We start from the raw sequence: 24,575 nt of genomic DNA on the forward strand, positions 1-24,575 counted from the left end.
GTTTAGGTCAGGGTGTTTGTTAAGGCGCACTTATTCCAAACTGACGTAAGATCTTACACAGTTGAATCATGGGTAAGCCCATCAAGGTGGTTTGATCATCACCAACCATTTTTTCAAATAAGCTAATCCCCAAGCTTTCACATTTAAAGCTGCCCGCACAATGCAAGGGTTGATCAATTGCAATATAACGCTCAATTTCAGCCAATGTCAGCTGACGAAATTTGACTTGGTAATGCTCAACCAGTGTGGTTTCAAAGCCAGATTGCAAATGTTGAACACTGAGTGCGGTACTAAAAAATACAGTTCGACCGGAATTTTCCTGTAATTGCTGAATAGCATTTTCAAGGCTTAAAGGTTTACCAATAAAATCATAGGGGGCATGTTCGCGCCAAGCCACTTGGTCTGAACCAATCACAATCGCATCAGGATGTTGTTGCGCAATGACACGCGCTTTCTCAAAAGCAAGTCGCTTGGCTAAATCATCGGCATGTACTTCACCATCTGCTGACTCATCAATATCAGGTGAAATACAGCGATAATTGAGCCTTAAACGATCCATCAGATCTTTACGGGTTTGACTGCTTGAAGCCAAAATTAGTTCATGTTGATACATTAGACCGCGTATTCCACAAGAATATTCAAAGGAACATAATGTAGAACGGCATTGTGGCAAGCATTCAATTTAATCGGTGGCGCTTGTCCTGCCTGATAAGCCTCAACCCAACGGGTCACACAGATACACCAGAAATCACCTGGTTTAAGCCCTGGAAAGCCCACCTCAGGTAAGGGGGTGATCAAGTCATTGCCGACTTTTTGTGAGAAATTTAAAAACTCAGAAGTCATTTGCGCGCACATGGTGTGCTGACCAAGATCGGAGACCGCCGTGTGACAAAAACCATTACGAAAATACCCTGTGATTGGGTCATAACAACAGCTGGCTAAAGGTTCGCCAAGGACGTTTAAACGATTAATTTTAGGATCTGGATGAATAGACATAATAATATAAAAATTTAGTGATCTCGATTATCATAATCAAATCTGAAGCTTTCGGCAGCTTTTCTGCAAAAAAACTCACCTTTATTTCAGAGAATCATTTAAAATTACGCCGTTTTTAAAATCAACTAGAGAGCCATCCATGAATTTTCAGCGCATGACTGATCTTGATTTAGCAGGTAAACGTGTCCTTATTCGTGAAGACTTAAACGTTCCTGTAAAAAATGGGGAAATTACCAGTGATGCACGTTTACGTGCAGCATTGCCTACAATTAAAGCGGCTTTAGAAAAAGGCGCGGCAGTGATGGTATTTTCTCATTTGGGTCGTCCTGTAGAAGGTGAGCCAAAGCCAGAACAATCACTTGCACCAGTCGCTGCTTATTTAAGTAAAGCATTAGGTCAAGATGTAAAATTATTCACAGATTATTTAGAGGGCGTTGAAGTTGCTGCGGGTCAAGTGGTTTTACTTGAAAACGTTCGTTTCAACCATGGTGAAAAGAAAAATAACCAAGAACTTGCAAAAAAATATGCAGCTTTATGTGATGTATTCGTGATGGATGCATTTGGTACGGCGCATCGTGCAGAAGCTTCAACTGAAGGCGCAGCACGTTTTGCACCAATTGCAGCAGCAGGTCCTTTATTGGCTGCTGAGCTAGATGCACTTGGTCGTGCAATGCAAACTCCAGAAAAACCAATGGTTGCGATTGTTGCAGGTTCTAAAGTATCAACTAAACTTGACGTCTTAAATTCATTGTCTAGCATCTGTGATCAACTCATTGTTGGTGGTGGTATTGCCAATACTTTCCTTGCAGCAGCAGGTTATAACGTTGGTAAATCACTCTATGAAGCTGATTTGGTCGAAACGGCAAAACAAATTGCTGCAAAAGTAAGTGTTCCATTGCCAACGGATGTTGTGGTTGCTGATGCAAGCCAAATCAACTTTGAAGACTTCTTGGGCTCATTGGCAAACGCTCAAGCTGTGGTGAAAAACGTTGCTGATGTAACTGATACCGATATGATCTTGGATGTTGGTCCTGAAACTGCCAAAGCATTTGCAGAGATCTTAAAAACGTCAAAAACCATTCTTTGGAATGGCCCAGTGGGTGTATTTGAGGTAGATCAATTCGGTGAAGGGACTAAAACACTTTCATTGGCAATTGCTGAATCTGCTGGTTTCTCAATTGCGGGTGGTGGTGATACGCTTGCTGCGATTGATAAATATCAAGTTGCTGATCAAATTGGTTATATCTCAACAGGTGGTGGTGCATTCTTGGAGTTCGTAGAAGGCAAAACTTTACCTGCTGTTGCAGTTCTTCTTGAGCGTGCATAATCAAGTTTCAATGAATTGATTAGTCAAAAGATATTTCAAAAAGAGTCGATGTTTATCGGCTCTTTTTACTTTTGTACAACGTTGTCGTCATCAAAATGTCATATATCTGAAATATGCTTGTCATAAGTTAACCAAGTAACTGTGGAAAGCCGTGATGAAATTTAAATTAACCCTTGCCGCTCTTATTATTGCTCCAATTATGCTGACTGCATGTGCAAAGAAAGAAGAAGTGAAAAATGCTGAACAGCAAGATCAAGCAGCTTCTGCTGTAACAACACAAACGACTCCAGAGCAACAAGCTGCAATTGATGCGATTGATAAGCCGAATTTAGATGAAAACAATACTGATGTTGCAGAGCAAGGTGCAGCATCTGAAGTCGCTGCGAGCGAAGCGCACTAAGTGACAAAGCAGAAAAAAAAGCCGATGTTTCAAACATCGGCTTTTTTGTGTTTACGCGTTGGCTTTACAGTAGAAAGTCAAGGTCGTTTGATAATCATCATCTTTTGCTAAAGAGGCATTTTTACCAGTAATCGTACCAATTACGCCTGCTGCTGCCTCAACCATTTTACCTGTTTGTTCATCGACAACACCTTTTAATACCCCTTGGTATGCAGTTTTTTCATCTACAACGACTGGGGAAGTGTTACGGGTACAGGTTTTCTGAGCAGCAGTAACTGCATTATTTTTCGCAATTAAGCTGGTTTTACCAATACCAGTCACTTCATATTGATTATTTTCTTTCTGGATCGCCAATGTGTTAGTTGGTGTTGATGCACACGCTGTTAAACCAAGGGCTAAGCCACCCAGTAAACTCATGATGAAAGTTTTTTTCATGTTTTTCTCAAGTTGCTGTTTAATTGTATTATTTGAACACAGAAATTCTGAGCGCTTTTGCAGGTTCTGTACAGTTTATGCAGGGACTCTGTTAATTTTTTCAAATGAATGATGGATTTAGCATCAATAGTATTTTCAATTTAGCTACCAAAATCTATAAATACACTTGATACAAGCACGAAGAAAGCATAGTGGAAATCATTCAGATTATGCTAATCTAGCGCCATCCTTGTGTTAGTTAGATTCATTTCAATGACGGACTCAAATATAGAGACAATTCATCAAAATATTCATCAACGTCAATCTATTGGACAACTTATTGAGCCAGCGCCAAATACAGAACAACTCGAAAAAGCAGTGCAGGCAGCACTGACTGCGCCTGATCATCATCGTTTGAAACCAACCCGTTTCGTGATTATTACACCTGAACAGCGTGCGGCTTTTGGTGAGCATTTAGCTAAAGCTTTGGCTGACTTGGGTGAAGTTGATCCAGCGCAGCTTGATCGAGTTAAACAGCATCCTTTCCGTGCACCATTATTGGTTTTAGCTTTAACAACGATTCAAGATCATCCTAAGGTTCCGCATTTTGAACAGATCTTAAGTACGGGTGCGGCAATTCAAAACTTCTTGCTGTCTTTACAAGCACAAGGTTTTGCAACAATGTGGCGTTCTGGTGCTGTGGTTGAATCGAATTGGCTAAAACAGCAGTTAGGTTTAAAACAACAGGATTTAATTTCAGGGATTATTTATATTGGTACGGCAGCTAAAGCGATTGCACCGAGAGCAGAAATAAGTAGCCAAGATTTTGTAAAAGAATGGCAAGCGAGCTAAGCTTTTTCAGCCATTTATTAAAGAAAGAAATTCGTTTCAGGATAAAAAATGTCAGAGTTAAATTTTAGCGATTTGGTCGAGCCAGTTGCCGTAGATCAGAAAACAGCATTAAGAATTACCGTCTTAGGTGGTGGTAGTTTTGGTACGGCCATGGCAAATTTAGCGACCAGAAATGGCTGCGATACCATGATTTGGATTCGTGATGCTGCTGTTGCCGAAGAAATTAATCAAACGCATATCAATAAACGTTATTTACCTGATTATCCATTGGAACAGGGATTACGTGCGGTTGCCGATTTGGAGCTTGCTGTGCGTGATCGTGACATTATTCTGGTTGCGATTCCAAGTCATTCATTCCGTGATGTATTAAAACAAATTGCACCGTTTATTAGCTCACAAGCAGTCGTTTCATTGACTAAAGGGATTGAAGCAAAAACCTTTAGTTTTATGAGCGATATCATTCGTACTGAATTACCAGAAGTGCCTTATGGGGTACTATCAGGTCCAAACCTTGCCAAAGAAATCATGGCAGGCATGCCATCTGGGACGGTGATTGCCAGTGAGTCGGAGTTAGTCCGTTATGCCGTTCAACATGCGCTACACAGTGCATTATTCCGCGTATTTGGTAGTGATGATGTACATGGTGTTGAGTTGGGTGGTGCATTAAAAAATATTTATGCAGTTGCCATGGGGATGGGTGGTGCGTATAAGATTGGTGAAAATACCAAGAGCATGATTTTGACCCGTGCTTTGGCAGAAATGAGCCGTTTTGCGGTGAAGCAGGGGGCTAATCCTTTGACTTTCCTCGGTCTGTCTGGTGTCGGTGATTTATTTGCCACCTGTAACAGCCCACTAAGTCGTAATTACCAAATTGGTTTTGCGTTAGGCTCTGGGAAAACCCTAGATCAAGCGACCAAAGAGCTTGGTCAGACGGCAGAAGGGATTAATACCATTGTTCAGGTGCGAACCAAAGCCGAAGAACTGGATGTGTATATGCCGATTACCAACGCATTGTATGATGTAATTTTTGAAGGTGCACCGCCAATGACCATTGCATTGTCTTTGATGAAAAATGGGCATCGCAGTGATGTGGAATTTGTTTTACCGCATCAAGAAGTCTAATCAAAAAACTGTCATCAATCTTGGTTATGATATAGGAATAAAAAATAAGGTCGTTTTATGCAGTTAACTTTAGTTCGTCACGGTGAAGCATCTCCAGCTATTAATGGAAATGATATGCAGCGTCCATTAACAGTGCGTGGACATCAACAAGCTGAGCAAACAGGACATTTCTTAAAGGATGTGATTCAACCTGAAATCTTTGTGGTGAGTCCTCTATTACGTGCTCAGGAAACTTTGGCTCACATCAAAGAACATTTTCACGGTATTCCTGTGCTAATTTGCGATAAGATTAAACCTGATGATGATGCCAAAGATGCAATCGAATGGTTGTCAAAATTACCCTATGAGTCAATTGCAGTGGTTTGTCATATGAATGTTGTGGCGCATATTGCAGAACAATTGACTCATGAAAATTTTAATCCATTTGCATTGGCCGAAGCACGTATTTATGATCAAGCGGTGATTGCGAATGGCTTATCGACGCAAAAGAATCGTTTTACACCAACATTATAATTTTATCTATCCTCAATAGGATAAGGGTACTGAACACCGATGCTGTATATATGGATGCTTTAAGTCTGAAAATGCAGCTTTTTAATTATTTTGTTGATTAAAAATATAATAAAAACAACACAATAAAAGACATCTTTGAGTTTGTTTATTAAGTTCTAGCCACCCATATTTACATCAAAAACACCACTATTTTTACTACTTTTTCAGAAATATTGGTAGAATTGAAAATTATCTACACCAAATCTGCACCAAGAATGAAGCTACCTAAACCTATTAAACGTGGTGAAACGTATCGCATCACTGTGACTTATGAGAAGAAACGCTACTCATGCACACGGGACACAATAAAAGAGTGTGAACAATGGGCCGCTATGAAACTTTTAGAGCTTAAAACTGGAAAAGCTTTAGAAGAGCAAGGCGTTAAACCAAATTTACCATTCAGAAGTCTTTGTGAACGATATTACTTAGAAAAAGGTTTAAAGCTAAAATCTAAAGATGGTATTCGAAACAAATTCGACAATATTGATAAGATACTTGGAGAGCTTGCAGATAAATCTATTTTTGATATTAAGCCAAACGATATTGTCAAATGGAGAAATAAACGAGTTAAAGAAGTCCAAAGCAGTACAGCACTATACGAATTTTCTATATTTTCTTCTGTTTTCACATACGCTCAAAAAGAACTATTTTTAATTGAAAGTAATGTATGGCAATCAGTTGTAAAGCCAGAAAAGGGTAAAAGCAGAAATCAGCGCATTACAGACGAAGATTTAACTAAAATACTTAAACAAGCTAAGTGGGACAATACAACTATACCTTTTTATGTGAAGCACTATGTGTGTTGGGCATTTTCATTTGCCCTAGAAACTGCGATGAGGCAGGGTGAAATTCTAGCCATGAAAAGAGAAGACATAAAAGATGACTTTATACATTTACCTATTACTAAAAATGGCGACTCTAGGAATGTCCCTTTATCAGCTGAAGCAAAAAGACTTTTGACTCTTATACCTACTGGAAATGATCTTTTACTCCCAGTAAATATCAAAACATTTAAAAGAACTTGGATAAAAATAAGAGATGCAGCAGGATTAGATCAAATTAACTTCCACGATACGCGCCATGAAGCTATTACAAGAATGGTTAGAAATCGAAAATTACCAGTAGAAGTTTTGGCTAAAATCACAGGGCACAAGACAATTGGTGTCTTAATTAATACTTATTACAATCCAAATGCACAGGATTTGGTCGCAATGTTTAATGGTGAGGAGAGCTAATTAGCTCTCTTTCTACCACGCTTAGTGCTTTCCTTTTGTGTTAGCAACTGGTGAGCTAGTTCTGGATTGTACATGTGTTTACCGCCAGTACCTTGATTAATAGTGATCAATTTGTCCCTGATAGTTGGCACACTCCAATTATAAATTTTTGCTAACTCAGCAGCACTTACTAGCTCTTGCTTTTCCTGCTCAAGTTTGGTGACAATAGCGCCACCAAGATTCTGTCCGAGTAGAATATGTGGAGGAGAATCAGCCTCTACAGTAATTGTATATTTGTATGCTCCCATTGATTAAACCTCCACAACATATCCAATGCGAGAAAAAACACTTTCTGCATCTTCAGTGGCTTGTAAAGTAAGTGGCTTGTCCGTTCCTCTAATTTTCCCATTATATTTTGGGTTGAAGGTTTTTATAAAAGCAGTCTCAACATTATTTAAATCCTGCTCAGGAATAGGGAGTAAATACACCCGATCAAAAACCTTTTTTCCTTCTAATACATGATTAGCAATACGAGAGGCTGGTGATGTGCTTTGACCAACATAAACTACTTCATTTCCAAAACATAAGAAATAAATTCCAGAGTTAAAGCCATACTTTGGGACTTGCTGAAGGTTGGGTAGATTGCTAATGGCTGATGGGGGATATACGCTAATCTTCTCCGCAGGAACTGTAATCTTCAGTTCATAGGGTAAATCAGTTCCATCACAACGGCCCATCAAGTTTTTAGCTATCCAATTTTTTACTTCTCCAGACTTGTAAAGAAATTCACCCCCATCAATTCTATAATGGGGAATATAACCAGCTTCGGTATAAGCAATAAGCTTCTCAAGAGGCAATGTGTCACTTCCTGCAATTTCTAAAGCAGTTTTAAGGGCACTTGGATATTCGCTAGTTTTATGCATGACTACATGTTGTTGAATCTGCATATTCACCCCTCCGCATCCGCTTTAAAATCAATTCTAAGTTCTCGACCGTCTTCACACTGAAAGCTATGTCGCTGGTCTTTCTTTTGATCATCATGCCAAGTGATTTCATCAAGGCCATTGTGAATATCTAGTGCTTCACAATTAGCTTTAAAAGCTATAATGCCATCAGCAAGCTCAGACATGCAGTCATGTAGTCTGTCAGAAGGAACCTTTAATAAGTCAGACAAGGTTCGAATCTCGTAAGAATTAGACATCATGATTCCTCCGCATCCGCTTTTGGTTCTTCTAAAAGTGGTTGCCAATGCGTAATTTCATATTCATCCGCATAGGCATCACTTTCTAAATCACCTTCATATCTTGCCCAACACCAACCATCATCTTCGTCATATCTTTCATATACCCACCAAGTGAACTCACCATCTCTATAAAAGCCTGCAAAAACAGGAGCTCTAAATTCTGGTAACCTATCATTCACACTAATCCAATTACTCATTTCCGCCCCTTGCTGCTTCTACAACTAATTGCCAAACTTTCCCATGATCTAAATCTGCCATAGGTATGAAACCATCACTTTCACTATTAACTACTGAGATATCATTTGAATACATATATAGAGCATCATCAAATGAATCAGGCATTTCAACAGGCACCACCACGCAGCCTTCGAGTTTTTCTTCGGCACGAAGGGCAGAGGCTTGCCAAGCTTCCCAACTATCATTAATGAATTTCACCCAACAAGGATCATCGAGCCAGGCTTCATGCCGACGATACTTATTTTCTTGGTCGATGTAAGTAAAAGAAACCAAAGGTTTAGAACATGGCAATTTTGTACTGATATATGCCTCAAAAGCCTCGCGTTCTTTTTCAATATTAAGCATCAGCCTTCTCCCGTAGCTCAACTTTAAAATCAACTTCTGGTGCAGGAATAAATATTGATCTAGGCAACTCTTTAACCAGTCCAGCCATTTTTAATAGTTCCCAAACCAACTTGCCTTCAGCGGTGACTTTTAAACATGGATAATTAGGATCACATGCATCAGCAGCAGGGACAGATTCAAGCAATCCTTTATCAATCAACGCTTGTGTAGACTTTGATGGGATATGTACAAACTGCTCTACAGAAGCGAAGTAAGTAAAAGATTCGATTTGTCGACGACTAAGGTTCAGGTTGAATGCACCGCCAGTCGTATACTCGATAAAATTATGATTCATTCTGCCACCTTCGCTTTAATACGCTCTTGATATAGTTTTGAGTAGTACTCTTGAGCGTGTGGAATTTTGTCTTTGATCTTCTGAATCATTGATTCATCACGTTCATAACGAACAGTTGTCAGGCGTTCGCGCAAATCAATCTGCTCAACAAGATCAATCAATTGTTCTCTGTCATCCCAATCGCTTGTGAGTTCGACAGGGCAAGGGAATAGCCAGAAATCGACCTCAGCTGCTTCGCAGTTGTATAGCCACATGTAGCCTTGCATCTGCCAGTCGTAACCAGCTTTCTTTGCCTTCTCTTGAGCCTCATCCTGAAAGAAGGGGTGAGTGCCAATATCCCATGTACATTTCGTGTCGATGATTAAGCTATTGTTTAGGTCAAGCACATCACACTCACCTGTGATCAAGTCATTGCTGACTCGACCACTGTGTTTTTGAAGCTGACGAAAGCGAACCTTTCCAGATAAATCAATCGCAATATCTTCAAACGCATTGCCTTTAGCTGTGTACTGATTGCCCTTGAAAGATTTAAATGTGGTCAAGTCTTCTTTAACAATTGTTCTGATTTCTGACTTTGCTGTGTCAGATAAAGATTGAACCTTGAGTTGATCAATCATTTCGTTTTCAGCGTCAGAACGTTTACGCTTCTTGATTAGAGCATCAATTTCATCAGTTCTAAGCTCTTGAGCGATGCTTTGAGCATCACCCATTAACTTAGATAGGCTTGAACATCGGAATAGCTTCATAGTGCATTCACCTCAACTTTTTGAGCATCCGTAAGCGCATAACCTTCTAGAACATAGTCCTTAGAAATTGCATCAGCTTTGAGTTGATCGATTAGGGAAGGGAAGTCCTGCTCTGAAACAGTAGGCTTTTGCACTTCAACTTCACCAACTTCCTTAGATACTGCATTTTTAAACCAATCCTTTGGTGTACTCATTCCATCGCGCAGACTTGTGAAAATCTTGCGTAAAGACACAATGTTCGCAGCAGTAATAGCCTCAAGACGACGTTGGATGTAATCCTCAATATCCTTCTTACTTACACTGAACTGTTCAAATGCTTGGACCAGTTTCTGTACTGCTTCTGGTGAAGTATCAGCACTTGCATGAATTGTTCTTTCACATTGAGCAACTGCATCATCGATAACATCACCTGGAATAACACCCAAGATACAAGCGCGAAGTCGACGAGCACCATTGTTCGCTACAAGTTCGTAAATATCCCGTGGATCAGAAAGCTTTTTAGATCCATTGCGTGTGTAACGCATGTGTGGCACTTGGAACACTTTGGTCTGACGTGTATTTGTTTCCACATCCCAAGCAAATGCCTCAACAGTAGATTCACCATTTTCCGAAGATAGTTCCCGAATACCGTACTGAATATTCCCCCAGTTTTGAGCAAGCATTTCAGCCAGACGAATAGAAGGTCCTGTAACTGAGCTGCCACCACGGGCATAAGAATAAACAGCAGATTGAGCCAAGCCTGAACGCTGGCAAGCATTCATGATCTTGTCGTAAGCTTCAATCGGATTGCGTGGGAACTGTTTTGCAATAACCAAAGCAGCTTGAACCTCAGCAATTGCACGTTGACTATCTGATTGAACAGTTGACATTGCTTGAGTAGTAGGGGCTGATACCGCAAAAGGATTCTGCCCTACGTGTTGTACTGGCGCATTCATTAGCAAGCCTCCCCGATATAATTCTGTTCAATGTCAGTTTTGATTTTTGTGAAATCTCTGACCAAATTTTTTGCATAGTTGATGCGATCAATTGTCTTGAAAGCTTCTGATAGACCAAGACCGAATATCTCTGAGCCTCTGCCTAAATAAATCACTTGAAACGAGTCTTGATTAATCGTCGCAATCACATCTTCTGCTACTGCTGTCAAAGCTATGATGCTGTGAGCTAAAACAATCACTTCCGCATTTAACTTTGCCAATTCAATGCTTTCTAAGTTGACTTGAGCGTTCATTGTTGTGGCTCCAAATATTCAACATGTGCAAAGATAAATAGTTCATCTTTTGACATTTTTTCTTCATTGATTGGCTGACCACATTTGCAACTTTTTGCAGCAACTGGTTGTCCCATGCATCCGCATTGATTTCCAGAACAGCATCCTAAAAACACAATTCCCGTGTCTTGGCAGATAGAGCATTTCATCCCTTAATCCCCCTCAGCGCTGCAACAACTTGCTTGATTTCTTCTTCTGTGCGCCATGCGCCAATAGTGAAAGGAGTGTCATTAGGATCAAGTTCCATCAATCCATACCCATCAGGGAAACCATCATTAAGATAGTAGACTTGACCTTTCATCTGTTCTGCATCACTCAATGGGACTGGAATCTCTAGCTCAATCTTTATGGTGCGGGGTTTGAGGCGGAAACTCCAAGTTGTGTCTTTGTTAAGAAAAACCCCAAGGTTGTACTGATCCCAAAAATGGTCAGTAATTGTTATCCATCTGTCTTTAACGGGATCTTCAGAGCATGAGTACTGAACAATTCCTTCAGCTACACGCTCAAGTGCTTCACGCCCACTAATCAGGCCTTGTTCTTGGATAGGCTCTCGAGACCACAAGATCTCTGCACCTGCATCGCCATTCTTGATTTCCTCAACAGAAAACGAGCATAAATTCCAGCTGCCATCTTCATAAAACCCTTGTCCAGATTGAAAGTGGTAATCTTTATCATGAGGCCAATAAACATAGAGTTCTGCCTCATCAGGTACTTCAATAAAGTTTTCAGGAGGGCATGACATACAAGTCCAATTAACTAGTTTGTATGTGCCATCATCTTGAGGTTCAAGAAACTCAATTGATTTAGCCTTACTTTGTGCAACAAGGTCTCGAAGCTGAGGTAGGGTGAGTTCTTTTTTCCCACATTCGTTAAAAGTCGAATGGTAATCACCACACCACAAACCTAAATCTTCTGAGGTGTACAGGTATGGAGAATTCATATTAGATGTAGTTGTGCAACCACTTAACCATGTGTAACCCAACTTAAAAAACAACTCCTGAGCCTCTTTACTTTCAGCCTCATCATTCACTTTGATTTTGTAGTTACTCATCTCAATCACCTTGATAACGACCAGCAGGGTAGATCGGATTAGCGACGTACCAAGACGGTAAGGTTTGTTTAATTCGTACATTTGATTTTGTTGGCACTGGTCCATAATTCGGATTCTTGCAAGTGCCTTTGCCGCTTTCTTTAAACCACTTCTCGAAGCGTTCAATTGCTGCTACTGCATCACTCATGCTGACCACCAACACGAGCTGTCATCTCAATGACTTCGCCTTTTTCTAGTTGTTGGAGAAGGGCTTGGGTTTCAAGTTCTTGTTTAGTCTGGTAATAAGCTGCAATGTGAAGCACCAAACCAATAAATGAAATGCACATCACTAAGACAGCAAGTAAGGCAATCGACTGAAGAACCACAGATTTAATCGTGGTGAACTTCTTAGTGTTCTGACGCTTGATGCACTTAGCAATGAAGGCTTGATGCTCTTCGTTGACTACGTTCGTTTTTATGTTCATGACGTAGACTCCTCTACTGGATGAACATAGCTATCACACATGCTTAAAAGCATTAATTTGTGTTGATTCCAAAAATCAAGCGCATTACTATCCATGAGCGAAATGCGTTCATCATCAAATGATTTCCATTCTTCTACTTTGTGATTTTGACAACCAATCCGCATATCCCCAGTGCCATTGATAACCACATCCCAGCGAAGGCCATAAATGACCAGTGGAGCTGCTTTGGCACCGCTAAGGTTGGCATCGCGAAGGTAGGCACCGTAAAGGTTGGCACCGTAAAGGTTGGCACCGCTAAGGTAGGCACCGTAAAGGTTGGCACCGCTAAGGTTGGCACCGCTAAGGTTGGCACCGTAAAGGTTGGCACCGCTAAGGTTGGCACCGCTAAGGTCGGCACCGCTAAGGTTGGCATCGTAAAGGTTGGCACCGCTAAGGTAGGCACCAGCAGCTATCGCAGCCTCAGCAACATGACGAGCAATCATTCCTGATTCCATTCCTTCAGGAATTTCACAAGTAAATAGAACTTCGCCAGTCCAACGGTTTTTGATTTCATGATTTTGTGTCATACTTATCTCCGCATGTAATGCAAACCGCCTAGACTTCGATCCCTATGGCGGTTTTTGTTTATTTGATGAGATAAATATAAGAAAACTTAGTTTTATTGTCAATAAGAAATCTTATTTTTTATTAAGAAACCTTATTTTTTTGTTTTAATAGACAAAAGAAAACCCACGCTGGGTGGGTTGAATGTTAATAAACGTTAATAATTCTTGATGTACATGATAGCTTTATCTATAATGCATTCATGGATTGGGCATTCCCGGTCGGCAAAGAGCTTTGGTGCATACATCAAGGCTCTTTGTTTTTTTAAGGGTATATTTTTAAACCATATCCATTATAGTTACTTCCAACTGCACCTCTACCACCTTTGCAATAAAACTTAGCTTTTAATATGTCAAATGCTCTATTTGATTGAGAAGGGTTAATAACATGTCTTCCGATTGGTCTAGCCACTAGATCCGCAAATTGCAAGCCAGATGAATTGGTTTTTTTTGAAGCAAAAATTATTTCAAAAGGGAGAGTTTTCTTGTGATAGTTTCCAGATGGATCACAAATTCTTCTAAAACCAAGCTCTAGTTGTGAATCTTCGTTTTTTCCTCTTGATTCAACAACAATATGCGTTAAACGACTGTTTTGATTCTTTTCTCTAAGAAAAAAATAAAGTCGCTCTAGGCAAAACTTCATTGCTACTTCATAAGGATTTGCATCACGCTTGATTAACTTATCTTTGCGAATAACAGAACTAATCAAAATAAAGTTATTATCACTCATTAATCCATTTAGGTCACTCATTAGCGATTCCATGCGGATTCTATCGAGACCTGCAAAATGTGAAGTTCTTTTTCTTATATCTCTTTCATGCAAGATTATTATATCGTGCCCGAAGTGCTTGAACTTTAATTGCTCAACCGATTTGACTACTGTATCTGTGTAATATCTCTTATGAAAAACACAAAAAGATAAAACAAAAACTGGAAAGTCTGGATCATTGTTAAGCATATCAACACTTCCACTTTCATCAACGTAAACTATGAAGTCACTGTACTCCACTTTATTATCCTTATTTTTAACTTTTCCTAACACGCTTTGGACGTGAGCCACCTAATGGTCTAAATGCATCAATTACCAAACCCACAAGCTCCATTCCATCCTCAAATTCAATGATATTCGGGTTAAAGTTTGGGTTAAGTGCTTGTAAATACTTGCGTTCATCGCTTTCAATGACAAGTTTTTTAAAAGTTGCATCTGAGTTATTTCGAACAACAATTAAATCTTCAGAGAGAAGGTCACACACTTGATAGTTAGGATTCACCAAGATGTAATCGCCTTCCATATAAATAGGGAAGTTACTTACACCCACTACACGTAAATAAAAACAACCATCTGGATCATCAGCACTTAATGGCGGTAGCCATTCATTTATTTTGTTTGGATCAATTGCTTCTACTGATGTCATAGCACCAGCTTGCACCCATGAGAGTACAGGAATCAGTTTTGTGCTCACTGGAACAACGTTATTGTCAAGTTGAGGTCCACTCTCATCACCATGGGTAATGTAAGAAGTAGACACCCCAAAATAAGAAGCCATCTTACTTAAAGGATCAGCCTTTGGCGCATAAGCATCCTTTTCCCATCCTGTCACATTAGGCGCACTAACTCCCACGATTTTCGCTAAATCGCCCTGAGTTAAATTCTTTTCACGTCGTAGGGCGCGAATACGCTGACCCATTGTTTCAAGTTTTTTCATATAAGTTATCTTACATGTTGCAAAAATAAGTTATCTTTGTTTTAATACTAAGAAATCTTATTTTTGAGATGAGAGAAATGACCAAACAAGAAGCATTCAAATTGCTTGGTGTTAATGGTGTCGAACTCGCTGGAATGTTAGGGATTGCACCATCAGCCATCTATCAATGGCCTGAACAAAAGATCCCTTTAGCTCGTGAGTATCAGATCAGAGACCTTGCAGGTGGCAAAGAGCCATTAAAACGAACTACAGCAACAGCTTAAGGAAACTCAAATGAGTCTCGAAAAAAAATCGACGCATGTGCGTTTATCTCCTGAAAACCATGAACGAGCAAAAGTTCTGGCTGAAATTAAAGGTAAAGACCTTGCTCAATATCTTGCATATCTCCTTGAGAAGGAAATAGCAGGTGAGTGGCATGTACTTAATTTACAAGCAAAATCATTTGAGCGCTTGGGATTAGGCGCTTTGATGCGGGATCTCTCAACAGAAGTAATTTTTGCTGAGGGATCGGAAGGGATTACAGGGAATTTAGACAAATAAAAAGCCTGATTTCGTGGATCAGGCTCAGTGTTCAATCGGAGCAAGCCAAATGAACTATCAAATATTAGCAGACATTGAACTAAATCGGAAGATTAGTTTATTCCAAAAAGCGGTTGAGGCTTACACGCTTCATCGTTCACTCAAGAATGCAGCTGCTTTGGCAAAAGCTAAAGCTGAGTTGGCTTTGCATGCGTGGGGTGGATGATGAACGTAGGTTTTGACTTAGATAAATTCCTAAAGCAGGCGACACCAGTGGAAGACAAATACACTAGAACGCCAAACTATTTGGTGGACAAAGGCTATGTGTCTGAGATGACTGGTAGCGCTTTGAAATGCTATGTGGTGATCAATCGTTTTACCGATGGTTTCTCACGTACAAACTGGTCAATCACTTCTAACTTTTTGCAAGAAAAGACTGGCATCAAGAAACTCAAAACTTTAACTGATTCTGTTCGTCAACTTGAGCAACTTGGATTAATTTCTGTCGTTCGCTCTACTGGTGAAACGAACAAATTTTCGATCATTCATCCTGAATTTGAACTACCTGCCAAAATGGATGGTAGTGCCGATAATGGTATGGAGACTACCCCCGAAAATAGTACGGGGAGTACCCACCAAAATGGAGTGGAGACTACCCCCGAAAATGGCGCTACTAAGAAAGAAACAAATAAGAAAGAAAATATTAAGAAAGATATATGTGAGATTTTCGAGTTCTGGAAAACCACATTCAGCAAAAATGAAAAAACGATTCTCTCTGACAAACGAGCTAGAAAAATTCAAGCACGTCTTGTCGAAGGCTACATGGTTGATGACATCAAGCATGCAATCCTGAATTGCTCTAAGTCTGATTACCACGTTCAAGGCGGATATACCGATATCGAATTGATTTGCCGTGAGCCTGAAAAGTTGGATCGTTTTATCAACATGTTCCCAAATGTAGATCAAAACTTAGTTCCTGAATTACCAGGAAACTATGAAGCTGACATGGGAGATTGGTAATGAGTCATATTCACAACATCCCAATGGAACAAGCTGTGCTCACAGCATTGATGACAGTTGCAAACTCTTTTGATGTGGTGAGCAATGATCTTGATGAAGACTGCTTCTTTCCAGAGCGACACAAGCAAATTTTCAAAGCAATTGCAGAATTGGCAAATGAAAACAAACCTTATGATTTCGTAATGGTTGAGCAACAGCTTAAACAAAAAAATGTAATTCATTTGATGGGTGGCTCTGAATACTTGCTTCAAATGAGTAGTGAAGCACCTTCGAGTTTTTACAATCTTGAGTCATACACAGCAGAACTAAACAAATTCAAGGCTCACCGTGAAGTTGAGAAGATGGGTGAAAGTATTGCGCAAATTTCGCAAGACTTAACCATTCCAGATATTCACATTGCGGCTGAATCAATCCTTGATGGAAAAAAGACTGGCAACGATGTTGAGAAGTCTAGTTTCACATTTGAAGAGGCTATCACACGCGCGACAGACCGCTTAATTCAGAAAGCAGAAGCTAAGGCAAACAAGCAATACACTGGTGTGCAATTCAACCTTACTCATGTTGATCATCTAGTAGGAATGATTCAAAAAGGTCATTTCTGTGTAGTCGGTGGTCGTCCGGGCTCAGGTAAGTCAACACTCGCTCAAATGCTTGTGATCCAGACTGCAATCCAGTATCGCGAACCTGTTCTTGTGGTGTCAGCAGAGATGGATGTAGAGACATTCACAAATCGCTGTATCTCTGCTTTGACATATATCCCTTATGACAATATTCACAACGCTGAACTGTTTGATGGAATGTTGGGCCAGTTTGCAGATGCTCAAAAGCGTTTCAGTAAATTACCAATTCATATCGAAGATAAGCAGAAGCCTACTATTGCAGAAATCCATTCTTATGCACGTAAGGCTAAACGCAAATATAAGCGCCTTGGCTGCATTGTTGTTGATTATTTGCAGTTAGTACGCGACCCAAGCAAGAAAGACCGCTATCAAGAAGTCAGTTCAATTAGTCGTGATTTGAAAGCGCTGGCTAAAGAGTTCAATTGTCCTGTGATTGCTTTGGCTCAGTTAAACCGTGAATCAGAGAAGGGTAAGCGACCAAAGGCCTCGGATCTAAAAGAATCAGGTCAGATTGAGCAAGATGCAGATCAAATCATCTTGGCTCATCCAATTCTCAATAACGATGACGAATTACCAAGCGGCATTACAGAAATCATTGTTGCGAAAAACCGACATGGCAAGCGCGGTGTAGTGCGTGTTTTAGACCGTTTAGATATCTGTCGATTTGCAAGTATCAAAGATGACGTTGGAGGTGCAGCGTGAAACATAACCTCATGTTAGGCGATTGCCTTGAGCGTATGAAGGAAATTGAAACGGGTTCCGTGGATATGATTCTTTGTGATTTGCCTTACGGTACCACTTGCTGCAGTTGGGACGCGGTTATTCCATTCGAGCCACTTTGGGAACAGTACGAGCGAGTAATTAAAGAGAATGGCGCAATTGTTTTGTTTGCAGCTCAACCATTCGCAGCAGTACTTGCGACATCAAACCTAAAACTATTTCGCTATGAGTGGATTTGGGAAAAGCCTGCAGCTACTGGATTCTTTAATGCGCATTTTCAGCCATTAAGGGCGCATGAAAATATCTTAGTTTTTTACAAGTCAAAGCCAACGTTCAATCCAATCAAAACTTTTGGTCATGAACGAAAGACAGCTAAGCGTAAAGATATTGGGTCAGAGCACTACGGCAAACAGGTAAATATCAAAGCTTATGACTCAACTGAGCGGTACCCGCGATCAGTTCAGTTGTTCAGTAGTGATAAGCAGAAATCAAACTTCCATCCAACACAAAAGCCTGTAGCTCTTTGTGAGTACTTGATTCGTACATACACAAATGAAGGTGAAACAGTACTCGACAACACAATGGGAAGCGGTACCACGGGTGTTGCTTGTGTAAATACAGGCCGCGCATTCATCGGAATTGAACAAGAGCAGAAGTACTTCGGCATAGCTCAAGAACGTATTGCTCAGGCAGGTACCGAGAAAGACATGCAGCCTGATCTATTTGGAGAAGCGGTATGAGCAGGGTCCTAGCTTTAAAAGAAAAGAGAGAGTCTATTCAAAATTGCATGGATATTTTGATCTATGCAACACATGCAACTATGCCTTTCAAACTATCCGAACTTAGACGTGATGTCGTTGAGTCAACCAAGGCTAAAGCATACAGCATCATCATAATTTTGATGGACTTGGGTTATATCGAGAAGGTGACATGTACAACTTATCAAGCAACTGAATTTGCTAAAGGATTGTTTGGTGTGAACGTGACCACCCGTGACGGAGAAGGGCGATGAATGCAATGACTCAAAATAAGTTATTCGGTTTGGCAGATAACAGGACAGATGTGTGGGCAACGCCTCAAGACTTCTTCAACAAGCTGAATGCGGTATTTAACTTTGATCTTGATGTGTGCGCTTTGCCTGAGAACGCAAAGTGTGAACGGTTCTTCAGCCCAGAACAGAATGGTTTGAAACAAGAGTGGACAGGGGTTTGCTGGATGAATCCGCCATATGGCAGAGAGATTATTGAATGGGTTGCTAAGGCAGCACACACGGCTGAACAGGGTCATACAGTTGTTGCACTTGTTCCAGTTCGTACAGATGCAAGATGGTTCCAAGATTATTGCTTAGGGCGTGAAATCCACTTTATTCGCGGTCGATTGAAATTTGGTGGCTCTTCATCAAATGCGCCTTTCGGTTGTTGCGTAGTTGTATTTCGTCCAAGTCTTAATGATGTGAAGTGGGAGCAAAGTTGATGACAGAAGATGAAAAAATGTGCATCGAGTGCGGTTCAGCTGAACTCTATTCAAATAGTGAAATAAAAGAACCGATGATGTGTGTTGATTGTTACGGGAAAATGATTGGGTTCGCAAGAGTTGGGTGGAGCTTTGCGGATGTTGATGATTTAGTTGAGGAGCAAAGCCAATGAACGCACATTTATTCATAGAACAATTTGGTATAGAAAACGCTGATCGTATAGTGGAGAACAGGGTTTTTGACGCTACACATTACAGTGAAAAAACAGGTAGTTATTATTCGAGCTATAAGAATGGTGCAGTAGAAATTAAAAAACTAATTCTAGTAATTCGTGAATATAAACAACTGGCTTTAGCAAAAGCAGCATATGAAACAAGGCTTGAGCATTGGAACTGTTCGCTTAACAAAGCAATTGGAGGTGAGCATGTTTAAGGTCGGGGATAAGACACTAACAATAGACCCTTGGTTTGGGAATGACTTACTAACAATTGTCGAGTTTAGAAGAAGTGGCTCTACAGATTATGCAATTTTCTCAGATGGCGGTTTCTTCAGAACATCAGCTTTAAGACACGCCAACCCAGAAGAAATCCAGTTAGGCCACAGAATTGATAAAACACCACTAATGCAACACTTGGATAAATGTGAGGAAGTTGTTAAGACATGGCCTAAATGGAAGAAAGAAAGTATCCGTGATGCATTTGGAATTCCAGGTTTAGAAGCCCTGCGCGACTGTGACACATCCCCGAATTGCAAGAAATATGAAAGGTGAAGTGATGAGAAGTGATTTCCATGATGTTTTTAAGGATGCATATGATTACTGGATTGATGACGCATGTGCCCACAGATACCACGCATCAAAAAGCTTAGCTCTACAGGTTTGGAATCACCGCCAGACCGAGGTGGATGAGCTGCAAAAGCGGGTGGATGCCCTAGAAAAGGCAGAATTCAAATTAGCTCAAATTAGGGCAATTCTAGAAAACAATCCAAAGCTAATTGAAAGTTTATTGGTTAAGAGGTTAGAGCAAGCGCTCAAGGGTGGTTGTGATGAAGCGAATTAAAGACACATGGGCTGCTTGGAAGTATTACCTATTGTGCATAGCAATACTTTTGATTGGGCCGACTCAATGCGCTTATGACAACTATGTGAAGTGGAAAGTTGCTGAAGCTGTAATTCATTTGACGGAGACAAAATGACCACATTCAAAGAGGCTCATAGAAGTAGATCAAAACCTGTGGCGCGTTCTAGCGTGCCACAGAAGTTTGGAAAGAAGGTCAGTAAGGGTGAGGCTCTTTTAGAGAATCACCTGAATGCTTTGAAGATTCCATTTACTAAAGAATTTCGCTTTCATCCAGAGCGTAGATGGCTGGCAGATTTCCGAATTGATGATATGCCTATCCTGGTAGAGGTTGAAGGCGGTGTGTTCAGTAATGGTCGTCACACAAGAGGTGAAGGCTACACAAAAGACTGTGAGAAGTATTCGGCAGCAGCGGTGAATGGTTGGTTTGTGATTCGTGGCACCACAGCACAGATCAAAGAAGGATTAGTCATCCAGTGGATTGAGAAGCTTATTGAACGGTTGAGAGGTGGGTGATGGACTTAAAAGATTTTGACCAGTTTCTTTATTCAAAAGGAAAATATTGGTTATTCGAGCATTGGAATGAATGTGGAACAAATATCTATAGTAAATCCAAATACCCAACTAAAGATGATTTTCTCAAAGGTGCAGGCAAGCTTTTAAATCAAAGTCAGACCGAAGCATTGGAGCGAAAAGAAAGCATTACCTTGAAGCAAGAAGATGGCACAACATTATTTTTCAAATATATAGATTTATAAAATTTGAGGTGACGGTATGAAATTAAAGGTTGATGTAGACGCATTAAAGCTCACATTGCAATGGCAAGGATTCTTTTTAAAGGGTTGGTTTAAAGACCAATGGCATGACTTAAAAGACTATGTAGAAGCTTCTTTAAAAATACTCTTAATCATCATTAGAGTGCTGTTCTCACCGATTTTAATTATCTATGTGATTTGGCAAACAAAAGGGATGTATAGACAAATCGCTAGTGGAGGAACAAATAGAGAAAAAGTCAGAAATCACATCAAGAAATACGGAAAGTAAGGGGAAGGGTATGAATGCGGCAGTAGCACAACGTGAAGACAACTTTGAGTGGTTAGGTAAAGAAATGCGAGCTAAGAGCATGACTTACGAGGTAAGTGTTCGTGCTACTGGTGAGAAGCCTATTGGCTGGGAGGATAAAGCAGGAGCATTCGCAAAAATGGATGATGAATTGCAGAAAGACCTTGCCTATATCATCGCAACAGGTGATTTTGCTGATAATAAGGCGGCATATAAACGAGTCATAGTGTTTCTCACAAAAAGCATTCTTGCAGTTGCAAGTAATGAGAAGAAGTACAAGAAGGATAAGTTGCCAACGATTTGTCGAAAGATTGCCGAAATGGAATTGTTTTTCTTCTTGTATGATTTCTTGAGAGAAGACTATACATTGCAAGGGAAGCTACGCTTTGTTGGTCTGCTTGAGCATCTGGAAGTTAAGACATATCAGAACCAATGGCAACATTATGGCGATGCAATTCGCTTGATGTTAGGTGAAGCAAAAGGCACTGCTTATCTTCATATTGAACGTTATCGAATTGAGCTATACAAAAACAGTTGATTTTTATCCCGAATTGAGTATGATTTACTAAGATGGTCGTATTATTGATATGATCATTGATTGATTGAAGTCATGCGCGGCATGTGAATATTATTAGTGTTGAGTACCCTCAAAAGGACAACACAAAGCAAGAGATCGCAACTTGCCAATCAACAATCATTAAAGCTCATCGAAAGGTGGGCTTTTTTATTGCCTATCGAAAAGTGAGAAGAAGAATGTCAAATGAAAAACAAATCGAGCAGGAAATTCAAGACAAAGGTTTGAATGCTCCGCGCTTAACTCCCGATCATATTGATTCTGTCATTGCTGGTGAAACATATACCAACCTGCCAGATGGTCGAACAGTTATCTGCCAGTTAACTTTGCAGAATGGTTATACGATTGATGGTAAATCGGCATGTGTGAGCAAAGAAAACTTTAACCAAGAGATTGGTAATAAGATTGCTCGTCAAAATGCCCGTGAAAAGATCTGGGAATTAGAAGGCTACCTCTTAAAAGAAAAGCTTTATCAAGCCGAGTTGGATAAACAGTTCTAAGTTCATCTTTATGCCCTGCTTCGGTGGGGTTTTTTAATTTAGAGAAGTGAATGCCGCTGCGAACGGGAAGACTCCCATTCACTTCATCTAAGTTAAAAACAGGATTGTATATGAACACAATCGAAGCGAAGAAGAATCTCAAACGCTATGAAGCGGAAATTGATAAATATCAAAACCTATCTCGCGGATTGATGAGTCGAGATGAAATGCTGGTTATTGATAAAAAGATTTCTCAACTTAAAGAGTGGATCAAGAACCTTCGGTTAAATCTAAATGCGTGATGCAAAGAGACTGGAAGCGATAAGAAAGTTGCCATGTGTGCGGTGTGGGTGGGATGCTCCAAGCGAAGCATGTCATGCGAATTGGTCTGAGTATGGCAAAGGCAAGGGAATCAAAGCAGATGATAAATACACTATTCCGTTGTGTCATGTCTGCCATTGTGATTTTGATCAATACAAAACTATGGGTAGAGAAGAATCAAAAGAATGGTTCGCAAAGTTGCTAGTAAAGACTGAGCGGATGCTGAATTTGAATAACAATGATGAGGTGTTCTAATGAATTGGCAAAAAATAGAAACTGGTGAAGTTATGCAATCCTTCGCAAGATTTAGTGATTCATGGGACGAGCAGAAAACTAAGATTGATGGCAATGCTGAATCTTCAAAAAACATTGAGGCATTCAACATGACAGCAGACGGGGTTCCATTCTCATTTAGACGTGTTGGGAACAAGCACTCTATTATCTTTGGTGGTAATTCAGAATTAATTAAGAAAAGCACATTTGAGTATTTTAAAGGTCTTTGCGTCAAGTTTTTTGAAGATAGCAAGGCAGTATTAAACTAAGCCACCTTCGGGTGGTTTTTTATTGCTATTATTCCTTTATAGAGAGGATTTAATTATGTCGTTTAAAGAGTGGTGCATTGTTTTAGTTCTCCCATTGCTTGTCCTATTGGGGGTAGCTCAGTGCTCATATGATAACTATGTGAAATACAGGATTTCTAAAGCTGCTGATAAAGTGGCAGAAGGAAAATAATAAATAAGTTTGTGAAGTAAGTATAAGGACGCTATTAGGCGTCTTTTTTATTGCGAGGTTGAAATGCAAATTACTATACGCAACCACGCTGATATTACTCCAGTACTTGGTTATCTAAATACAAATCATGCCCAAGCTGCATTAGAAGGCAAGCCACTTGTAGTGACAATAAAGCCATTTGAGAAAGATCGATCTAAGGCTCAGAATAGGCTTTATTGGCTATGGATGGCTCAATGGGCTAAACATCAAGGCACAGATAAAGATTCAGAGCATCTCTACTTCAAAAAGAAGTTCTTAGCTCGAATCTATGATCGTGATGATGTAGGTCAATACAGATCAACCTTTGCCGCTGTGCGAAAACTCAAAGAAGAGCAGCACTCAATGTATCAGCAAGTCGCTGATGGGTTGAATGAACTAATAAGCACTACTGACGCATCAATAGCTCAATTCACCGAATACTTAAACGACATACATGCATTTTGTTTAAAACAAGGGTGTTATTTGGAAACACCTGATGATTTGATGTATGCATTAGAAAGATAGGAATAAACATGGAACAAATCAAAGGCGCAGAACCTTTAAAGAATCTACGTCATGAAGAGTTCTGCCATGAATTTTTAAAAACTCTAAGCGCTCAAGAAGCTGGAAAAGCTACAGGCTATAAGAACCGTCAGAATGCTTGGGATGTGTTGCAGCGAGAAGATGTCGAAGAGCGTATCGCATATCTCAATACACAGCGTTTAAACCGCGTTGATGTTGATGCTGACTATGTTCTCAAGCGTCTTGTTGAAATTGACAAGATGGATGTTTTAGACATCATGGATGATAACTACTGTCTTAAACCAATCGGTGATTGGCCTCCTATTTGGCGCCAATACGTCTCTAACATCGAAAATACAGAAGAATTTGATGGTCGTGGTGATGATAAGTCACAAACAGGTTGGCTCAAAAAGATCAAATGGCCTGATAAGGTAAAAAATTTGGAACTTCTTGGTAAACATATTGCCGTGGGTGCATTTAAAGAAAAGGTTGAGCATGATCTTGCTGATCCTCTCAAGGAATTGTTAGAGCGTGCAAGCGGAAATACTTTAAAACCAAAAGGATAG

At 40.1% G+C, this 24,575-nt stretch carries 46 protein-coding genes; 28 read left to right on the forward strand and 18 right to left on the reverse strand.

Going from position 1 to position 24,575, the window contains the following annotated elements:
- Window positions 1–19 precede the first annotated feature (19 nt).
- Both V6E90_RS12000 and V6E90_RS12005 read right to left on the reverse strand, forming a co-directional pair.
- Window positions 20–613, reverse strand: coding sequence for a Maf family protein (locus V6E90_RS12000; RefSeq protein WP_332605432.1), 594 nt, complete (start codon window positions 611–613; stop codon window positions 20–22).
- Complete coding sequence (locus V6E90_RS12005) at window positions 613–996, reverse strand: DUF2237 family protein (RefSeq protein ID WP_016660352.1); 384 nt, start codon at window positions 994–996, stop codon at window positions 613–615. The genes V6E90_RS12000 and V6E90_RS12005 overlap by 1 nt, the downstream gene beginning before the upstream one ends.
- A gap of 139 nt (window positions 997–1,135) precedes the next feature.
- On the opposite strand from V6E90_RS12005, the gene V6E90_RS12010 reads away from it, so the two are divergent.
- Together V6E90_RS12010 and V6E90_RS12015 are read left to right on the forward strand one after the other, a co-directional pair.
- A complete protein-coding gene (locus V6E90_RS12010) occupies window positions 1,136–2,323 on the forward strand; it encodes a phosphoglycerate kinase (RefSeq protein ID WP_065342816.1) in 1,188 nt (395 codons plus the stop codon).
- 154 nt (window positions 2,324–2,477) lie between these two features.
- Entirely contained in the window at window positions 2,478–2,723 is a 246-nt protein-coding gene (locus V6E90_RS12015; protein ID WP_016541143.1) for a hypothetical protein, read from the forward strand.
- A gap of 51 nt (window positions 2,724–2,774) precedes the next feature.
- On the opposite strand, the gene V6E90_RS12020 is transcribed toward V6E90_RS12015, so the two are convergent.
- Window positions 2,775–3,158, reverse strand: coding sequence for a hypothetical protein (locus V6E90_RS12020; protein ID WP_332605433.1), 384 nt, complete (start codon window positions 3,156–3,158; stop codon window positions 2,775–2,777).
- A 252-nt stretch (window positions 3,159–3,410) separates the two neighbouring features.
- On the opposite strand from V6E90_RS12020, the gene V6E90_RS12025 reads away from it, so the two are divergent.
- The 4 genes from V6E90_RS12025 (at window position 3,411) to V6E90_RS12040 (ending at window position 6,898) form a co-directional block, all read left to right on the forward strand.
- Complete coding sequence (locus V6E90_RS12025; RefSeq protein WP_016541145.1) at window positions 3,411–3,989, forward strand: nitroreductase family protein; 579 nt, start codon at window positions 3,411–3,413, stop codon at window positions 3,987–3,989.
- A gap of 48 nt (window positions 3,990–4,037) precedes the next feature.
- Window positions 4,038–5,111, forward strand: coding sequence for an NAD(P)H-dependent glycerol-3-phosphate dehydrogenase (locus tag V6E90_RS12030; RefSeq protein ID WP_016541146.1), 1,074 nt, complete (start codon window positions 4,038–4,040; stop codon window positions 5,109–5,111).
- 57 nt (window positions 5,112–5,168) lie between these two features.
- On the forward strand, window positions 5,169–5,624 hold the full coding sequence (sixA, locus tag V6E90_RS12035; protein WP_332605434.1) for a phosphohistidine phosphatase SixA: 456 nt from the start codon (window positions 5,169–5,171) through the stop codon (window positions 5,622–5,624).
- Window positions 5,625–5,878: 254 nt separating this feature from the next.
- Window positions 5,879–6,898, forward strand: coding sequence for a tyrosine-type recombinase/integrase (locus V6E90_RS12040; protein ID WP_332605435.1), 1,020 nt, complete (start codon window positions 5,879–5,881; stop codon window positions 6,896–6,898).
- Here the strand turns inward: V6E90_RS12040 and V6E90_RS12045 are convergent.
- From V6E90_RS12045 to V6E90_RS12115, 15 genes are all read right to left on the reverse strand, one after another.
- Complete coding sequence (locus V6E90_RS12045; protein WP_332605436.1) at window positions 6,895–7,185, reverse strand: DNA-binding protein; 291 nt, start codon at window positions 7,183–7,185, stop codon at window positions 6,895–6,897. The two genes, V6E90_RS12040 and V6E90_RS12045, sit on opposite strands and share 4 nt — an antisense overlap.
- Before the next feature lie 3 nt (window positions 7,186–7,188).
- Window positions 7,189–7,824: a GIY-YIG nuclease family protein gene (locus V6E90_RS12050; RefSeq protein ID WP_332605437.1), complete on the reverse strand. Its 636-nt coding sequence runs from the start codon at window positions 7,822–7,824 to the stop codon at window positions 7,189–7,191.
- 2 nt (window positions 7,825–7,826) lie between these two features.
- Window positions 7,827–8,078, reverse strand: coding sequence for a hypothetical protein (locus tag V6E90_RS12055; protein WP_332605438.1), 252 nt, complete (start codon window positions 8,076–8,078; stop codon window positions 7,827–7,829).
- Window positions 8,078–8,317 (reverse strand): DUF551 domain-containing protein, encoded by a 240-nt coding sequence (locus V6E90_RS12060; RefSeq protein ID WP_332605439.1) that lies wholly within the window; start codon window positions 8,315–8,317, stop codon window positions 8,078–8,080. The genes V6E90_RS12055 and V6E90_RS12060 overlap by 1 nt, the downstream gene beginning before the upstream one ends.
- Window positions 8,310–8,702, reverse strand: a complete 393-nt coding sequence (locus V6E90_RS12065; RefSeq protein ID WP_332605440.1) for a hypothetical protein — start codon at window positions 8,700–8,702, stop codon at window positions 8,310–8,312. The genes V6E90_RS12060 and V6E90_RS12065 overlap by 8 nt, the downstream gene beginning before the upstream one ends.
- Window positions 8,695–9,036, reverse strand: a complete 342-nt coding sequence (locus V6E90_RS12070) for a hypothetical protein (protein WP_332605441.1) — start codon at window positions 9,034–9,036, stop codon at window positions 8,695–8,697. The genes V6E90_RS12065 and V6E90_RS12070 overlap by 8 nt, the downstream gene beginning before the upstream one ends.
- Window positions 9,033–9,782, reverse strand: a complete 750-nt coding sequence (locus V6E90_RS12075) for a hypothetical protein (RefSeq protein ID WP_332605442.1) — start codon at window positions 9,780–9,782, stop codon at window positions 9,033–9,035. Before V6E90_RS12075 ends, V6E90_RS12070 begins: the two co-directional genes overlap by 4 nt.
- Window positions 9,779–10,717 carry a hypothetical protein gene (locus V6E90_RS12080; RefSeq protein ID WP_332605443.1) on the reverse strand — a complete coding sequence of 313 codons (939 nt, stop codon included), beginning with the start codon at window positions 10,715–10,717 and terminating at the stop codon, window positions 9,779–9,781. Before V6E90_RS12080 ends, V6E90_RS12075 begins: the two co-directional genes overlap by 4 nt.
- A complete protein-coding gene (locus V6E90_RS12085; RefSeq protein ID WP_332605444.1) occupies window positions 10,717–11,010 on the reverse strand; it encodes a hypothetical protein in 294 nt (97 codons plus the stop codon). Before V6E90_RS12085 ends, V6E90_RS12080 begins: the two co-directional genes overlap by 1 nt.
- Window positions 11,011–11,194: 184 nt before the next feature.
- Window positions 11,195–12,100, reverse strand: a complete 906-nt coding sequence (locus tag V6E90_RS12090) for a hypothetical protein (RefSeq protein WP_332605445.1) — start codon at window positions 12,098–12,100, stop codon at window positions 11,195–11,197.
- A 1-nt stretch (window position 12,101) separates the two neighbouring features.
- A complete protein-coding gene (locus V6E90_RS12095) occupies window positions 12,102–12,287 on the reverse strand; it encodes a hypothetical protein (protein ID WP_332605446.1) in 186 nt (61 codons plus the stop codon).
- Entirely contained in the window at window positions 12,280–12,564 is a 285-nt protein-coding gene (locus tag V6E90_RS12100; protein ID WP_332605447.1) for a hypothetical protein, read from the reverse strand. The genes V6E90_RS12095 and V6E90_RS12100 overlap by 8 nt, the downstream gene beginning before the upstream one ends.
- Window positions 12,561–13,130 carry a pentapeptide repeat-containing protein gene (locus tag V6E90_RS12105; protein ID WP_332605448.1) on the reverse strand — a complete coding sequence of 190 codons (570 nt, stop codon included), beginning with the start codon at window positions 13,128–13,130 and terminating at the stop codon, window positions 12,561–12,563. The genes V6E90_RS12100 and V6E90_RS12105 overlap by 4 nt, the downstream gene beginning before the upstream one ends.
- A gap of 301 nt (window positions 13,131–13,431) precedes the next feature.
- Window positions 13,432–14,208: a DUF3800 domain-containing protein gene (locus V6E90_RS12110; protein ID WP_332605449.1), complete on the reverse strand. Its 777-nt coding sequence runs from the start codon at window positions 14,206–14,208 to the stop codon at window positions 13,432–13,434.
- Window positions 14,192–14,872: a LexA family protein gene (locus V6E90_RS12115; protein ID WP_332605450.1), complete on the reverse strand. Its 681-nt coding sequence runs from the start codon at window positions 14,870–14,872 to the stop codon at window positions 14,192–14,194. Before V6E90_RS12115 ends, V6E90_RS12110 begins: the two co-directional genes overlap by 17 nt.
- 77 nt (window positions 14,873–14,949) lie before the next feature.
- On the opposite strand from V6E90_RS12115, the gene V6E90_RS12120 reads away from it, so the two are divergent.
- The 22 genes from V6E90_RS12120 (at window position 14,950) to V6E90_RS12225 (ending at window position 24,575) form a co-directional block, all read left to right on the forward strand.
- Window positions 14,950–15,135, forward strand: coding sequence for a Cro/CI family transcriptional regulator (locus tag V6E90_RS12120; RefSeq protein WP_332605451.1), 186 nt, complete (start codon window positions 14,950–14,952; stop codon window positions 15,133–15,135).
- A 10-nt stretch (window positions 15,136–15,145) separates the two neighbouring features.
- The gene (locus V6E90_RS12125) at window positions 15,146–15,412 is read left to right on the forward strand and encodes a hypothetical protein (RefSeq protein ID WP_332605452.1); all 267 of its coding nucleotides are present in this window, start codon (window positions 15,146–15,148) and stop codon (window positions 15,410–15,412) included.
- 49 nt (window positions 15,413–15,461) lie between these two features.
- Entirely contained in the window at window positions 15,462–15,617 is a 156-nt protein-coding gene (locus tag V6E90_RS12130; protein WP_332605453.1) for a hypothetical protein, read from the forward strand.
- Window positions 15,617–16,411, forward strand: coding sequence for a hypothetical protein (locus V6E90_RS12135; RefSeq protein ID WP_332605454.1), 795 nt, complete (start codon window positions 15,617–15,619; stop codon window positions 16,409–16,411). The genes V6E90_RS12130 and V6E90_RS12135 overlap by 1 nt, the downstream gene beginning before the upstream one ends.
- Window positions 16,411–17,733 carry a replicative DNA helicase gene (locus V6E90_RS12140; protein WP_332605455.1) on the forward strand — a complete coding sequence of 441 codons (1,323 nt, stop codon included), beginning with the start codon at window positions 16,411–16,413 and terminating at the stop codon, window positions 17,731–17,733. The genes V6E90_RS12135 and V6E90_RS12140 overlap by 1 nt, the downstream gene beginning before the upstream one ends.
- 11 nt (window positions 17,734–17,744) lie before the next feature.
- Window positions 17,745–18,491, forward strand: a complete 747-nt coding sequence (locus V6E90_RS12145) for a DNA-methyltransferase (protein WP_332605589.1) — start codon at window positions 17,745–17,747, stop codon at window positions 18,489–18,491.
- A complete protein-coding gene (locus V6E90_RS12150) occupies window positions 18,488–18,763 on the forward strand; it encodes a hypothetical protein (RefSeq protein ID WP_332605456.1) in 276 nt (91 codons plus the stop codon). Before V6E90_RS12145 ends, V6E90_RS12150 begins: the two co-directional genes overlap by 4 nt.
- Entirely contained in the window at window positions 18,760–19,224 is a 465-nt protein-coding gene (locus V6E90_RS12155; RefSeq protein ID WP_332605457.1) for a DNA N-6-adenine-methyltransferase, read from the forward strand. The genes V6E90_RS12150 and V6E90_RS12155 overlap by 4 nt, the downstream gene beginning before the upstream one ends.
- Complete coding sequence (locus tag V6E90_RS12160; protein ID WP_332605458.1) at window positions 19,224–19,397, forward strand: hypothetical protein; 174 nt, start codon at window positions 19,224–19,226, stop codon at window positions 19,395–19,397. The genes V6E90_RS12155 and V6E90_RS12160 overlap by 1 nt, the downstream gene beginning before the upstream one ends.
- Window positions 19,394–19,657 carry a hypothetical protein gene (locus tag V6E90_RS12165; RefSeq protein ID WP_332605459.1) on the forward strand — a complete coding sequence of 88 codons (264 nt, stop codon included), beginning with the start codon at window positions 19,394–19,396 and terminating at the stop codon, window positions 19,655–19,657. Before V6E90_RS12160 ends, V6E90_RS12165 begins: the two co-directional genes overlap by 4 nt.
- Window positions 19,650–19,994: a hypothetical protein gene (locus V6E90_RS12170; protein WP_332605460.1), complete on the forward strand. Its 345-nt coding sequence runs from the start codon at window positions 19,650–19,652 to the stop codon at window positions 19,992–19,994. Before V6E90_RS12165 ends, V6E90_RS12170 begins: the two co-directional genes overlap by 8 nt.
- Window positions 19,984–20,283 (forward strand): hypothetical protein, encoded by a 300-nt coding sequence (locus tag V6E90_RS12175; RefSeq protein WP_332605461.1) that lies wholly within the window; start codon window positions 19,984–19,986, stop codon window positions 20,281–20,283. Before V6E90_RS12170 ends, V6E90_RS12175 begins: the two co-directional genes overlap by 11 nt.
- A 132-nt stretch (window positions 20,284–20,415) precedes the next feature.
- A complete protein-coding gene (locus V6E90_RS12180) occupies window positions 20,416–20,817 on the forward strand; it encodes a hypothetical protein (protein ID WP_332605462.1) in 402 nt (133 codons plus the stop codon).
- A complete protein-coding gene (locus V6E90_RS12185; protein ID WP_332605463.1) occupies window positions 20,817–21,059 on the forward strand; it encodes a hypothetical protein in 243 nt (80 codons plus the stop codon). Before V6E90_RS12180 ends, V6E90_RS12185 begins: the two co-directional genes overlap by 1 nt.
- 16 nt (window positions 21,060–21,075) lie before the next feature.
- Complete coding sequence (locus tag V6E90_RS12190; protein ID WP_332605464.1) at window positions 21,076–21,345, forward strand: hypothetical protein; 270 nt, start codon at window positions 21,076–21,078, stop codon at window positions 21,343–21,345.
- A gap of 10 nt (window positions 21,346–21,355) precedes the next feature.
- Window positions 21,356–21,901, forward strand: coding sequence for a hypothetical protein (locus V6E90_RS12195; RefSeq protein ID WP_159725035.1), 546 nt, complete (start codon window positions 21,356–21,358; stop codon window positions 21,899–21,901).
- Window positions 21,902–22,116: 215 nt separating this feature from the next.
- Entirely contained in the window at window positions 22,117–22,437 is a 321-nt protein-coding gene (locus tag V6E90_RS12200) for a Gp49 family protein (protein WP_332605465.1), read from the forward strand.
- A 110-nt stretch (window positions 22,438–22,547) separates the two neighbouring features.
- Entirely contained in the window at window positions 22,548–22,718 is a 171-nt protein-coding gene (locus V6E90_RS12205; RefSeq protein WP_332605466.1) for a hypothetical protein, read from the forward strand.
- On the forward strand, window positions 22,711–22,992 hold the full coding sequence (locus V6E90_RS12210; protein WP_332605467.1) for a hypothetical protein: 282 nt from the start codon (window positions 22,711–22,713) through the stop codon (window positions 22,990–22,992). The genes V6E90_RS12205 and V6E90_RS12210 overlap by 8 nt, the downstream gene beginning before the upstream one ends.
- Window positions 22,992–23,279 carry a hypothetical protein gene (locus tag V6E90_RS12215; protein ID WP_332605468.1) on the forward strand — a complete coding sequence of 96 codons (288 nt, stop codon included), beginning with the start codon at window positions 22,992–22,994 and terminating at the stop codon, window positions 23,277–23,279. The genes V6E90_RS12210 and V6E90_RS12215 overlap by 1 nt, the downstream gene beginning before the upstream one ends.
- A gap of 253 nt (window positions 23,280–23,532) precedes the next feature.
- Window positions 23,533–24,012, forward strand: a complete 480-nt coding sequence (locus V6E90_RS12220; RefSeq protein ID WP_332605469.1) for a hypothetical protein — start codon at window positions 23,533–23,535, stop codon at window positions 24,010–24,012.
- Window positions 24,013–24,020: 8 nt separating this feature from the next.
- Window positions 24,021–24,575, forward strand: a complete 555-nt coding sequence (locus V6E90_RS12225; RefSeq protein ID WP_332605470.1) for a terminase small subunit — start codon at window positions 24,021–24,023, stop codon at window positions 24,573–24,575.

Source organism: Acinetobacter sp. ESBL14 (assembly GCF_036668815.1).
GTDB classification, from domain to species: Bacteria; Pseudomonadota; Gammaproteobacteria; order Pseudomonadales; family Moraxellaceae; genus Acinetobacter; species Acinetobacter gyllenbergii.